General features: G+C 74.0%; 13 protein-coding genes. 4 read left to right on the top strand and 9 right to left on the bottom strand.

Annotation, left to right across the window (positions count from 1 at the left end):
• Window positions 1-52: 52 nt before the first annotated feature.
• Complete coding sequence (locus ABZ914_RS36480; RefSeq protein ID WP_500198894.1) at window positions 53-685, bottom strand: acetate uptake transporter; 633 nt, start codon at window positions 683-685, stop codon at window positions 53-55.
• Window positions 686-1,112: 427 nt separating this feature from the next.
• Between ABZ914_RS36480 and ABZ914_RS36475 the strand changes: the two genes are divergently transcribed.
• Window positions 1,113-1,946, top strand: a complete 834-nt coding sequence (locus ABZ914_RS36475; RefSeq protein ID WP_500198892.1) for a glycoside hydrolase domain-containing protein — start codon at window positions 1,113-1,115, stop codon at window positions 1,944-1,946.
• An 11-nt stretch (window positions 1,947-1,957) separates the two neighbouring features.
• Here the strand turns inward: ABZ914_RS36475 and ABZ914_RS36470 are convergent, their stop codons facing one another.
• The 5 genes from ABZ914_RS36470 to ABZ914_RS36450 form a co-directional block, all read right to left on the bottom strand.
• Window positions 1,958-3,307, bottom strand: a complete 1,350-nt coding sequence (locus ABZ914_RS36470) for a sensor histidine kinase (RefSeq protein ID WP_500198890.1) — start codon at window positions 3,305-3,307, stop codon at window positions 1,958-1,960.
• A complete protein-coding gene (locus tag ABZ914_RS36465) occupies window positions 3,304-3,978 on the bottom strand; it encodes a response regulator transcription factor (RefSeq protein ID WP_500198888.1) in 675 nt (224 codons plus the stop codon). Before ABZ914_RS36465 ends, ABZ914_RS36470 begins: the two co-directional genes overlap by 4 nt.
• A 135-nt stretch (window positions 3,979-4,113) precedes the next feature.
• On the bottom strand, window positions 4,114-4,470 hold the full coding sequence (locus ABZ914_RS36460) for a DUF1801 domain-containing protein (protein WP_500198887.1): 357 nt from the start codon (window positions 4,468-4,470) through the stop codon (window positions 4,114-4,116).
• 86 nt (window positions 4,471-4,556) lie between these two features.
• Window positions 4,557-5,030 (bottom strand): DUF5666 domain-containing protein, encoded by a 474-nt coding sequence (locus ABZ914_RS36455; protein WP_500198886.1) that lies wholly within the window; start codon window positions 5,028-5,030, stop codon window positions 4,557-4,559.
• Window positions 5,031-5,133: 103 nt separating this feature from the next.
• Window positions 5,134-5,733: a TetR/AcrR family transcriptional regulator gene (locus tag ABZ914_RS36450; RefSeq protein WP_500198884.1), complete on the bottom strand. Its 600-nt coding sequence runs from the start codon at window positions 5,731-5,733 to the stop codon at window positions 5,134-5,136.
• A 57-nt stretch (window positions 5,734-5,790) separates the two neighbouring features.
• On the opposite strand from ABZ914_RS36450, the gene ABZ914_RS36445 reads away from it, so the two are divergent.
• Entirely contained in the window at window positions 5,791-7,137 is a 1,347-nt protein-coding gene (locus ABZ914_RS36445; protein WP_500198882.1) for a flavin monoamine oxidase family protein, read from the top strand.
• Window positions 7,138-7,162: 25 nt separating this feature from the next.
• Here the strand turns inward: ABZ914_RS36445 and recQ are convergent, their stop codons facing one another.
• Window positions 7,163-9,001 carry a DNA helicase RecQ gene (gene recQ, locus ABZ914_RS36440; RefSeq protein ID WP_500198880.1) on the bottom strand — a complete coding sequence of 613 codons (1,839 nt, stop codon included), beginning with the start codon at window positions 8,999-9,001 and terminating at the stop codon, window positions 7,163-7,165.
• A 46-nt stretch (window positions 9,002-9,047) separates the two neighbouring features.
• Window positions 9,048-9,701 carry an HAD family hydrolase gene (locus tag ABZ914_RS36435; protein WP_500198878.1) on the bottom strand — a complete coding sequence of 218 codons (654 nt, stop codon included), beginning with the start codon at window positions 9,699-9,701 and terminating at the stop codon, window positions 9,048-9,050.
• 196 nt (window positions 9,702-9,897) lie between these two features.
• On the opposite strand from ABZ914_RS36435, the gene ABZ914_RS36430 reads away from it, so the two are divergent.
• Together ABZ914_RS36430 and ABZ914_RS36425 are read left to right on the top strand one after the other, a co-directional pair.
• Window positions 9,898-10,428 (top strand): hypothetical protein, encoded by a 531-nt coding sequence (locus ABZ914_RS36430; RefSeq protein WP_500198877.1) that lies wholly within the window; start codon window positions 9,898-9,900, stop codon window positions 10,426-10,428.
• Window positions 10,429-10,536: 108 nt separating this feature from the next.
• Window positions 10,537-10,932, top strand: a complete 396-nt coding sequence (locus ABZ914_RS36425; RefSeq protein WP_190850920.1) for a phage holin family protein — start codon at window positions 10,537-10,539, stop codon at window positions 10,930-10,932.
• On the opposite strand, the gene ABZ914_RS36420 is transcribed toward ABZ914_RS36425, so the two are convergent.
• Window positions 10,933-11,478, bottom strand: a 546-nt coding sequence (locus ABZ914_RS36420) for a hypothetical protein (protein WP_500198875.1), incomplete at its 5' end; no start/stop codon positions are given.

Below are 11,478 nucleotides of genomic sequence, written 5' to 3'. Positions count from 1 at the left end.
CTGGGGCGCGGCCCCTCGCGGAGTGCGCGTGGGGCCTCGGAGGCCGGACGGGTCAGGGCTGGGCGGGGGGCTGCGTCGGCGTCAGGTTGAGCATCGGCTTGCCGACGAAGAGCGTGGTGCGGCCGAGCATGCCGTTGATGACGCCCGCGGCGGAGGTGTACCAGGCGACCAGGGCGGTGATCACCCCGAAGTAGCCGCCGATCTTGATCGTCGTCTCGCTGGTGGAGAAGTTCCCGATGAACAGGATGATCTCGGTGATCTCCAGGGCGAGGAAGACGCCGAAGACGGCGAGGTTCACCTGCGTGCTCCACAGGAGCATGTACGTGTTGAAGATGGCGAAGGCCAGCAGGATCCAGCCGAGGTCGTTGGCGACCTGGTCGGCGTTGCCCTCCTTGGCGACGAGCAGGATGTAGAGGCCGAGGCCGATCCAGAAGCCGCCGTACGAGGAGAAGGCGGTCGCGCCGAACACGTTGCGGTTGCGGAACTCCCACATGCCGGCCAGGAGCTGGACGAGGCCGCCGTAGCCGAGCGCGTAGCCGAGCCAGGCGTCGGTGCCGTCCGTCCACTGGGCGTTCTTGGCGGAGAGAAGGAACGTGGTGAGGGCGAAGGCGGCCAGCCCGAGCGGGGCGGGGTCGGCGGCCGAGGGCGGGGTTTGAGGAGTGGACTCTTGCTCGACGTAGGTCATGTTGCCTCCTCGTTGGAGTCCCCACGTCGCGGCTTGCTCGGGAGCAGGCGGGGATGGACGAGGGAACGCGGGAACAGACGTTCGGAAAGGCCGCATCGGCGGGACAGGGACTCGCCATGCCGCATGCTGGTCCGACCTCACCGTCATGCCGTGCATCTGGCGCGAGGTTGGACGCGCGTCAGATGCGCCCAGTAACTGCGGAGACCCGTAGTGTCGCTGGCCTCGAGGCGATCATAACTCCGCATGTGTCTCAGGTCACTGTCCTGTTGGACGTCGCTTCACCAAAGAATCGCCGGAAGATAACGGAGCCCCGCCGCCCGATGCGGCGTTCGGACGGCCATGCGTTGAACATCACGGAACATCGGTGGTCGTGGCGGTTCAGGGGGTGTTGCCTGCCTTCGACTGACCCCGGGGAAGGGACGGCGGGATGAGCGTGTTCGGTGTCGACTACGCGTGGGGACGCCCGGGTGCGTCCGCGCTGCGCGAGGCGGGGGCGACGTTCGTCTGCCGCTACCTCTCGCACGACACGACCGGCAAGAACCTGACGGCCGCCGAGGCGCGCGAGCTGTCGGCGGCCGGCCTGTGGCTGGTCGTCGTGTGGGAGAGCACGGCGTCGCGGGCGCTGTCGGGACGGGACGGCGGCGCCGCGGACGCGCGGGACGCCGCGGCCCAGGCGAAAACCTGCGGGATGCCCGCGGACCGGCCGATCTACTTCGCCGTCGACTTCGACGCGACGCCGGAGCAGCAGGCGGCGATCAACGCGTACGCGGACGGCGCGGCGTCCGTCCTCGGGCGCGGCCGGGTGGGGCTCTACGGCGGATACTGGCCGGTCAAGCGGGCTTTCGACGCCAAGAAGATCACGTTCGGGTGGCAGACGTACGCGTGGTCGGGCGGCAACTGGGACTCGCGGGCGCAGCTCCAGCAGTACTCGAACGACCACCGGATCAACGGCGTGGGGGTCGACTACGACCGGGCCGTCCACGACGACTACGGGCAGTGGAAGGCGGGCGGCACGTCCGCGCCGCACGCCCCCGCGTGGCCCGGCCGGTACCTCACGCAGCCGCCCGTCATGCGCGGCGACGACGTGCGGACGTGGCAGGCGCGGATGAAGGCGCGCGGGTGGCCCATCACGGCGGACGGCGCATACGGCCCGGTCTCGGAGGCGGTGTGCCGGTCGTTCCAGGCCGAGAAGGGCCTCGGCGTGGACGGGATCGTCGGCCCGGCGACCTGGAAGGCGGCGTGGGAGTCGCCGGTCACCTGACGGGCCGCCGGTCAGCCGGCGGGCGGGGGCGTCTCGGGAAGGGTGACGCGGACGGTCGTCCCGCCCGACGGGCGGGAGCGGAGCTCGGCGCGCCCGCCGTGGGCGGCGGCGATGGCCGCGACGATGGGCAGGCCCAGGCCGGTGCCGGTGCTGCCCTGCTCGGCGCGGTGGAAGCGCTCGAACGCGCGGGCCGCGTCCTCGGGCGCCATCCCGGGGCCCTCGTCGGAGACCTCGATGACGCCGGGCGCGAGCCGGATCGTCGCGGGCGTCCCCGGCGGGGTGTGCGCGGCGACGTTGGCGAGGAGGTTCGCGAAGACCTGCCGGATGCGGGCCTCGTCGACGTCCGCGACGAGCTCGCCGGGCGCGTCGAGCCGGACGGGATGGCCGGGCGCGGCGGCGGTCGCGTCCGCCACCGCGTCCCCGGCCAGCGCGACGAGGTCGGTCGGGGCGGGCCGGACGGCGGCCTCCCGGTCCAGGCGGGCGAGGTCGAGCAGGTCGGTGACCAGCCGGTTCATCCGGCCGGCCTCGTCCTCGATGCGGCGCATCGCGTCGGGCAGCTCGTCCGGGCCGAGGGCGCCGTGCCGGTACAGCTCGGCGTAGCCCTGGATGGTGGTCAGCGGGGTGCGCAGCTCGTGCGAGGCGTCGGCGGCGAACGCGCGGACGCGGGCCTCGGAGCGGCTGCGGGCCCAGAACGCCTGCTCGATCCGGTCGAGCATGACGTTGATGGCGGTCGCGAGCCGGGCGGTCTCGGTGCGGGGGCCGGGGCCGGGCATGCGGGCGCCGAGGTCGCCGCCCGCGGTGATCGCCTGCGCGGTGGCGGCCATCCGGTCCAGCGGCAGCAGCCCGCGGTGGATCAGCCACCGGCCGAGCAGGGCGAGCAGGGCGAGCAGCAGCGCGCCGGTGGCGGCCTCGGTGAGGACCAGGTTCCGGACGGCCGCGTGGATCTCGTCCAGCGGGGAGGCGACGACGACGGTGCCGTTGCGCCAGGGGCGGGCGACGGCGCGCAGCCCGGGCAGGGAGAACGGTTCGAGCGACCGCGCGCGGGCGGCGAGGCCGGCGGTGCCGAGGCGCTCGACCTCGCCGACCGCGTGGTCCGGCGCGGGCGCGTCCCCGCTGAGCACCCGCACCCGCCCGTTCGGCCCGACCGCCAGCACCACGAACCGGGCCGGCGCCACGCCCTGTTCGGGCAGCCCCGGCCGGACCAGCCGGGCGACCGCCCGGTCGCGGGTGGCCTGGAGCTGCCCGTCCACCCGGTGCATCAGGTACCCGTGCAGCACGAGCGCGCTGACCAGCCCCATGATCGTCAGTCCGGCGAGGGTGACGGCGAGCAGGCCGGCGAGCAGCCGGGCGTTGAGCGTCATGGCCGAAGCGCGTACCCCACCCCGCGCCGGGTGTGGATCAGCGGCGTGCCCAGCGGGTCGAGCTTGCGCCGCAGGTAGCTGATGTAGGTCTCGACGACCTGCGGGTTGCCGTGGTCCCAGCCCCAGACGCCCTCCAGCAGCTGGGCGCGCGACAGCACCATCCCGGCGTTGCGCATCAGGTGCGCGAGCAGCCGGAACTCCGTCGGGGACAGGTCGACCTCGACGCCGCCGCGGCGGACCGTCCACTGCCCCTCGTCGAGTTCCAGGTCGGCGACGCGCAGCACCGCGCCGGCGGGCGGCGCGGCCCGCCGCAGCACGGCCCGCACCCGGGCGATGAGCGCCTCGATCGAGAACGGCTTGGTGACGTAGTCGTCGCCGCCGAGGGTGAGCCCGGTGACGGTGTCGGACGGGGTGTCCCGCGCGGTCAGGAAGATCACCGGGACCTGGTCGCCGCCCGCGCGGAGCCGCCGGCACACCTCGAACCCGTCAAGGTCGGGGAGCATGACGTCCAGTAGGACGAGGTCGGGCCGCTCGCCGGCGGCCGCGCGCAGCGCGTCCTCCCCGGACGCCGCCGTGACGGTGGCGAAGCCGTGGAAGCGCAGCGCGACCTCGATGAGGTCGCGGATGTTGGCCTCGTCGTCCACGACGAGCACCCGCCGGTTCTCGCTCATGCGCTCCCGCCGTCGGCCTCCGGCCGGGCACCGCGCCCGGCCGCCGTCCTCGTCCCGAAACTACCTTCCGCCGCCGCCTTCCCAGGCCAGAGCGCTCGCCCCGCGCCCGCGGGCCGGCCGCCCGGCGCGCGAAGGTCAGAGCTTCGCGGCCTGGGCGAGCCAGCAGGCGAACAGGTCCGGGTCGATGTCGTCCAGGGCGCGTAGCTTCACGGACGCCATGCTGCGGCTGTTCGCTTCGAGCCGGCCGGACGGGTCGTCGATGTCCTGGCCGCGCCACAGCCCGAGCGTCACGTGGTTCGGGTACGCCTTGACGAAGCAGAGCGGGTCCCGGCCGGGCGCACCGCCGAGGCTCCAGGTCGGCTGCCCGTGCCACAGCGCCGCGTCCAGGCCGGGCAGCGCCGCCCCGACGACCGCGGCCGCCTTCTCCGCGACGTCCCTGAGCTGCGCCGGGACGGCCTCCATGTACTCCTGCACGCTGGTGAACTTCGCCATTGCGATCTCCTCTCGTTCACCAACGCGTCGACCGGCCCCGGCGCGGATCGACACGCTCCCGGATCTTTTTCCGGGAAGTTCTCGCGTCAGCCCTTCTTCGGCTGGCGGACGAACTTGGCGGTGCGGGTGGCGCCGGAGCGCTCGCCGAGCACGAACACCTGGGCACCGCCGGCCAGCGCGGACAGCGTCGACTTGCCGCCGTCCTTGCGGACGCGGGTGTCGCCGTTGGTGGTCCAGGTCCAGGTGGCGCCGTCGGCGCTGCGGACGGTGAGGGTCGTCCCGGAGATGCCGGTGATCGTGCCGCGCTGCCAGTCGGCGAGGCGGAAGCCGTCCTTGGTGCGGACGGTGGCCTCGCCGTGCACGCCGTGCACGCCGCGGACGCGGCGGAGGGCGGCCAGGCGCTTGCCGTGGCCGGGGTGCTCCTTCGGCGCGGCGGTCGTCGCGGAGGGGGAGGGGGACGGGGCGGAGTTCGCGGCGGCGGGGACGGCGAGGTACAGGCCGAGCCCGAGCAGTCCGGCGGCGCCGGCCCCGGCGGCGATGGTCTTCCTGTTGGTTCGCATGGTGGCCATTGAAGCGGGCCCGGCTGGTAGGAGTCCGTGGCGGATCCTGGGAGAACCCTGGGAATCGGCCGTACGCCTCCTGAGCGCGCTCTCCCGACGCCGCTCAGTGGAAGGTGCGCAGGCCCTTCAGCATCGCGGCGACGAGCTGGACGGCCTGGTCGCGGGCCTGCGCCGGGTCGGCGGCGTCGGCGATGGTGAGGGCCAGTTCGGTGAGCGCGCCGTAGAGGGCGGCGGCCGAGAGCGGGAGCGGGTGGGCGGGGGCGGCGCCGAGGATCGCGCTGAGGCCGTCCTCCAGGAGGGCGCCGAGGTAGCGCTGGTCCAGCTCGCGCCAGCGCTGCCAGCCGAGCGCGATGGGGCCCTGGAGCAGGACGATCTGGCGGTAGCCGGGCTCGGCGCAGATGTCGAGGAACGCCCGGATCCCGGCGATGCCGCGGTGCCACGCGTCGCCGCCCGCGCCCTCCACCGCGGCGGCGATGCGCTGGGCGGCCTCGTCCTCGAACTCCTCGAAGACGGCCTCGAACAGGCCCTGCTTGCCGTTGAAGTGGTGGTAGAGGGCGCCGCGGGTGAGGCCGGCGGCGCGGACCAGCTCCTCGGCGGAGACGTCGGCGAAGCCGCGCTCGGTGAAGTGGCGGCGTCCGGTGTCGAGGAGGGCGGTGCGGGTGCTCTCGACGTACTGCTCGCGCCGGCTCTTGACATGCTCCACGCGGCATGTATAACACATACAAGACGTATGTGAGATGCGGCACGTATGGGAGGCGCCATGGAGGCCGAGGTCGCGATCGTCGGAGCGGGCGCCGCGGGGCTGGTCGCGGCCCGCGACCTGGTCCGGGACGGGCACGACGCCGTCGTCCTGGAGGCCCGCGACCGCGTCGGCGGGCGCCTGCTGAACGGCGAGCTCCCCGGCGGCGGGCCGATCGAGGTCGGCGGCCAGTGGGTCGGCCCCGGGCAGGACGAGGTGCTCGCGCTGATCCGCGACCTCGGCCTCACCACCTACCCGACGTACGACGAGGGACGGCACATCGCCGAGTTCGGCGGGCGCCGCAGCGAGTACGCGGGGCGCGTCCCGCGCCTCTCCCCGGCCGCGATCCTCGACATCGGCCAGGGCTCGGCGCGCCTCGACCGGCTCGCCCGCCGCATCCCGGTCGACGAGCCGTGGGCCGCCGCGCACGCCGCGCGGCTCGACGGCCGGACGTTCGGCACCTGGATCCGGCGGAACCTGCACACGCGCGCGGGCCGCTCGTTCATGCGGCTGATCACGCAGGCGGTGTTCGCGGCGGAGCCGGACGACATGTCCGCGCTGTGGGCGGGCTTCTACGTCGCGTCCGCCGGCGGCCTCGACCCGCTGATCGAGACGACCGGCGGCGCGCAGCAGGACCGCGTCTCCGGCGGCTCCCAGCGGATCGCGCTCGCCCTGGCCGACGAGCTCGGCGACCGGGTCGTCCTGGACGCGCCCGTCACCGAGATCGAGTGGACGGACGGTTCCGTCCGGCTCCGCACGCCCCGCGCGGAGGTGCGGGCGCGGCGGGCGGTCATCGCCGTCCCGCCGCCGCTCGCCGCCCGTATCCGGTACGCGCCCGGCCTGCCCGGCGACCGCGACCAGCTCGTCCAGCGCCTGCCGATGGGCCGTGTGATCAAGGTGAACGTCGTGTACGACGAGCCGTTCTGGCGCGTTGACGGCTTCAGCGGCCAGGCCAACAGCGACCGCCGCGGGTTCGCCGTCGTCTTCGACAACACCCCGGAGGGCGGGGCGCCCGGGGTGCTCGTCGGGTTCCTGGAGGGCCGGCACGCCGACGCCGCCGCGCGGCTCGACCCGGCGTCCCGCCGCGAGCGGGTCCTCGCCGACCTCGTCGGCTACTTCGGCCCGCGCGCCCGCGACCCGATCGCGTTCATCGAGCGGGACTGGGCGGAGGAGGAGTACTCGCGCGGCTGCTACGGCGCGTTCGCCACGCCCGGCACGCTGACGCGGTTCGGCCCCGCCCTGCGCAGGCCCGTCGGGCCGCTGCACTGGGCCGGCACCGAGACCGCCACGCGCTGGGCCGGGTACATGGACGGCGCCGTCGAGTCCGGCCACCGCGCCGCCCGCGAGGTCGCCGCCGCCCTCACCTGATGAGGATTCTCGGCGGGGCCCCTGGTCAGGCCGTTTCGGCGAGTGTCTCCAGGACCTGCTCGCCGTACTTGGCGAGCTTGTTCTCGCCGACGCCGCTCACCTTGCCCAGCTCGGCGAGCGACGACGGCCGCGCCGTCGCGATCTCGCGGAGCGTCGCGTCGTGGAAGATCACGTAGGCGGGGACGCCCTGCTCCTTGGCGGTGGCGGCGCGCCAGGCGCGGAGCCGCTCGAACAGCGGCGCCGCCTCGGCGGGCAGCTCGACGGGCGCCTTGCGCTCCTTCGCGGCCTTCGCCGCCTTCGCCGGGGCCCGTTCGGGCTCGCGGCGCATCGGCACCGTGCGCTCCCCGCGCAGCACGTCCGCGCTCGCCTCGGTCAGCACCAGCGTGCCGTGGTTGCTCTCGACCGCGACGAGGCCCTGTGCCAGCAGCTGCCGGACGACGCCGCGCCACTCCGCCTCGCGCAGCTCCGTGCCGATGCCGAACGACTTCAAGGCGTCGTGGTCGAACTGGATGACCTTGGCGTTCTTCTTGCCGAGCAGGATGTCGATGATGTGGCCGGCGCCGAACTTCTGCCGCCGCTCCCGCTCCAGCCGGACGATCACCGAGAGCACCTTCTGCGCCGCGACGGTCGCGTCCCACGTCTCGGGCGGGGACAGGCACGTGTCGCAGTTGCCGCACGGCTCGCCGGACTGCCCGAAGTAGTTCAGCAGCTGGACGCGGCGGCACTCGACGGTCTCGCAGAGCGCCAGCATCGCGTCCAGGTGCAGGGACTGGCGGCGGCGGAACGCGGCGTCGCCCTCCCCGGAGTCGATCATCTTGCGGAGGTTGACGACGTCCTGCAGCCCGTAGGCGAGCCAGGCCGTGGACGGCAGGCCGTCGCGCCCGGCGCGGCCCGTCTCCTGGTAGTAGCCCTCGACGGACTTGGGCAGGTCGAGGTGCGCGACGAACCGGACGTCCGGCTTGTCGATGCCCATGCCGAACGCGATCGTCGCGACGATGACGAGGCCGTCCTCGCGCAGGAACCGCGCCTGGTTCGCGGCGCGCGTCTCCGCGTCGAGGCCCGCGTGGTACGGGAGGGCCTCGATGCCGTTCTCGGTGAGGAACGCGGCGTGCTTCTCGACCGAGTTGCGGGACAGGCAGTACACGATGCCCGCGTCGCCCTGGTGCTCGGTCTGCAGCAGCCGGAGGAGCTGCCGCTTCGCGTCGGTCTTCGGCTCGATCCGGTACTGGATGTTCGGGCGGTCGAAGCTCGCGACGAAGTGCCGGGCGTCCTCCAGCCGGAGCCGGGACGCGATCTCGGCGCGGGTCGCCTCCGTCGCGGTCGCGGTCAGCGCGATGCGCGGCACGTCCGGCCAGCGCTCGTGCAGGCCGGACAGCATCAGGTAGTCGGGCCGGAAGTCGTGCCCCCACTGCGACACGCAGTGCGCCTCGTCGATCGCGAACAGCGCGACGTCGCCCCGGTCGAGCAGCTCGACCGCCGCCGGGACGCGCAGCCGCTCCGGCGCGAGGTAGAGCAGGTCGAGCTCGCCCGCGAGGAACTGGGCCTCCACGACGCGGCGCTCGTCGAGGTCCTGCGTGGAGTTGAGGAAGCCGGCGTTGACGCCGAGCGCGCGCAGCGCGTCGACCTGGTCCTGCATGAGCGCGATCAGCGGCGAGATCACGACGCCGGTGCCCTTCCGGACCAGCGACGGGATCTGGTAGCACAGCGACTTGCCGCCGCCGGTCGGCATCAGGACCAGCGCGTCCCCGCCCCCGACGACGTGCTCGATGATCTCCCGCTGCCCGTCCCGGAACACGTCGTACCCGAACACGCGCCGCAGCGTGTCCAGTGTCTCCGGGGTCTCGAGGAAGTCGGGGGAGGCCATCGGCCCATACTATGAGCGCCCGCCGACAGCCGTCCCCGGGATGGGGTCAGAGGGCGGTGAGCAGGGCGGGGGTCAGCTCGTCGAGGTCCTTCGCGACGTGCGCGGCGAGCGCGAGCGCGTCGTCCGAGGGCGGGTGCGCCTCGCGCGGGATCGCGATCACCGTCATCCCGGCCGCGTGCGCGGAGCGCAGGCCGTTGCTGGAGTCCTCGACCGCGACGCACTCCCCGGGCGGGACGTCCATCTGCGCGGCCACGGCGATGTAGCCGTCCGGCGCGGGCTTGCCGGCGTCGACCTCCTCGGTGGACAGGGTCGCGCGGAACAGCGCCTCGATGCCGAGCTGCCCGAGCACCAGGTCGATCAGCGCGCGCGGGGACGAGCTGGCCAGGCCGAGCGGGCGGAACTCGGCGAGCCGGCGGACGGCGTCCTCGGCGCCCGGCAGCAGCGGCGGCCCCGCCGCGTACCGCTGGGACATCTCGTCGATCACCGCGTAGGCGACCTCCTCCGCGGTGACGCCGTCGACGAGGTCGGCCGCGATGTAGCGGGCCCACTCCACGGTGCTCATGCCCATGAGGCGCCGCTGCGTGTCGGGCAGCCAGCGCCCGCCGTGGGACGCGACGTAGCCGCGCCGCACCTCCTCCCACACCGGTTCGGAGTCGATCAGCACGCCGTCCAGGTCGAAAACGATGGCCTCCAAGGGCATGGCCCCTCCCGGGAATCGGCGCCGCCTACGGCAACGATCATTACCCACCGCGCTCGGCGGGCAACCTCGGGTCATCAATCGGACTAACAGCCCCTGACCTGGATTTATCCGACGAATTCGACATGATCGGCTTCGCGTCTGGCATGGTGGTGGGCCTCCGCACCCCCTCCGGAGTCACCGCAGAGGAGATCTGCACATGGCGTTCATCGGACTGATCCTGCTCGCCGCGGCCGTCGCGGTCGCCGCCGGGATCATCATGGACAACACCGACCCCTCCCACCTCACCGCCTTCGGCCAGGCCGTCCCCGGCATCCACAACGAGTGGCAGGTCTTCCTCGCCGGCGCGGGCGTCGCCGTCGTCTTCGTCGTCGGCGTGATGCTCACCTTCGCCGGCGCCGGCCGCATCCTGCGCGCCCGCCGCGACCTGCGCTACCTGCGCGAGGAGCACGAGGAGTCGCTGACCACGCTCGAGATGGAGAAGCGCCGGCTCCAGCGCGAACTCGCCCGCGTCCGGCAGACCGGCGGCCCCGCGCCGTCCGGGCCGTCCGCGCCGCCGGCGCCTGCCGGCGCGGGTGCGCCGCCGCCGCCGCTGTCGCGCCAGCGCGCCGCCGCGCCGTCCGGCCCCGCCCCCGCTCCGGCGCCCGCCGCGTCCAGCCCGCAGGCTCCCCGTGGCGGACCCCGCTCCCAGGTCTCCGCCCGCTCCCCGTTCTTCGACCGGGCCGACTGACGCCCGCCCGCCGGGCCGTCCCCGGTCGTTCCGGATGATGAGCCGCACCCATGGCGAATCGCCGCGCAGAGGGATGAATTTCGCGTCCTGCCCTACGATCCTCGTGGTGTGCGCATCCTCATCAAGGTCGTCATCACCGCGATCGCCCTCTGGGCCGCCACCGCGCTGATCGACGGCATCACCCTCACCGGCCGGGACACCGCCCACCGCGCGCTGACACTGCTCTGCGTCGCGGTCATCTTCGGCCTGGTCAACGCCGTCATCAAGCCGATCGTGAAGACGCTCGGCTGTGCCTTCTACATCCTCACCCTCGGCCTCATCGGCCTCGTCGTGAACGGCCTGCTGCTCTGGCTGACCAGCGCCCTCGCCGGCCGCCTCGACCTGCCGTTCCACGTCAGCGGGTTCTGGCCGGCCTTCTGGGGCGCGATCGTCGTCGGCGTCGTCGGCTGGCTCCTGCACGTCCTCGTCCCCGGCGACGACGATGACGATGACGACCGGGACTGACTAGCTCCCGTCCCCCACCAGCCGGGGTGCGGCGACCGCGCAACGCGCGAACACGCCGTGCCCCGGCTGCTCGTCATCGGGCGAGCCCACGAGGATCCAGCGGGCCGCTCTGACGGCGCCGACCAGGAAGTCCGCGTCGTCGAGCGCGCCCACCGTGACCAGGGTGCCGAACCGCTCGCCCGGCACCGCCGCCCCCACGCCCACCGGCGTCCCGACCACCAGGTCCGCGGCGGGCAGCAGCGCGGCGCCGTCCGCCTCGCCGCCTCCCAGGAGCCCGCCCAGCTCCTCGATCCGGGCCATCGCCGCCCGCCGGCGCTCCCCGAACACCTCGGGATCGTCCGCCGGGTCCGCTCCGAACACCTCCCGGACCTTCTCCCGCGACCGCGCCTCCGTCTCCGCCGCCGCCCGCAGGTCCGCCTCGGCGGCGGCCGTCTCCGCCTCGCCCTCCGCGCCGCGCCGGTCGCGCTCAGCCCGTCCCGCGGCGGCGCGTGCCACCGCCGCCGCCGCGTCCGCGCGCGCTCGCGCGACCGCCGCGCGAGCCTCCTC

It is taken from the genome of Spirillospora sp. NPDC046719 (genome assembly GCF_040645715.1).
Classification (GTDB): Bacteria; Actinomycetota; Actinomycetes; order Streptosporangiales; family Streptosporangiaceae; genus Spirillospora.
Note: the sequence above shows the minus strand (reverse complement) of the source record. Positions and strands in the feature narration are given on the sequence as shown.

What these genes read in the sequence shown, in the direction of transcription:
- ABZ914_RS36480 (WP_500198894.1), bottom strand. Translation starts at nt 685, where the DNA reads ATGACCTACGTCGAGCAAGAGTCCACTCCTCAAACCCCGCCCTCGGCC.
- ABZ914_RS36475 (WP_500198892.1), top strand. Translation starts at nt 1,113, where the DNA reads ATGAGCGTGTTCGGTGTCGACTACGCGTGGGGACGCCCGGGTGCGTCC.
- ABZ914_RS36470 (WP_500198890.1), bottom strand. Translation starts at nt 3,307, where the DNA reads ATGACGCTCAACGCCCGGCTGCTCGCCGGCCTGCTCGCCGTCACCCTC.
- ABZ914_RS36465 (WP_500198888.1), bottom strand. Translation starts at nt 3,978, where the DNA reads ATGAGCGAGAACCGGCGGGTGCTCGTCGTGGACGACGAGGCCAACATC.
- ABZ914_RS36460 (WP_500198887.1), bottom strand. Translation starts at nt 4,470, where the DNA reads ATGGCGAAGTTCACCAGCGTGCAGGAGTACATGGAGGCCGTCCCGGCG.
- ABZ914_RS36455 (WP_500198886.1), bottom strand. Translation starts at nt 5,030, where the DNA reads ATGCGAACCAACAGGAAGACCATCGCCGCCGGGGCCGGCGCCGCCGGA.
- ABZ914_RS36445 (WP_500198882.1), top strand. Translation starts at nt 5,791, where the DNA reads ATGGAGGCCGAGGTCGCGATCGTCGGAGCGGGCGCCGCGGGGCTGGTC.
- recQ (WP_500198880.1), bottom strand. Translation starts at nt 9,001, where the DNA reads ATGGCCTCCCCCGACTTCCTCGAGACCCCGGAGACACTGGACACGCTG.
- ABZ914_RS36435 (WP_500198878.1), bottom strand. Translation starts at nt 9,701, where the DNA reads ATGCCCTTGGAGGCCATCGTTTTCGACCTGGACGGCGTGCTGATCGAC.
- ABZ914_RS36430 (WP_500198877.1), top strand. Translation starts at nt 9,898, where the DNA reads ATGGCGTTCATCGGACTGATCCTGCTCGCCGCGGCCGTCGCGGTCGCC.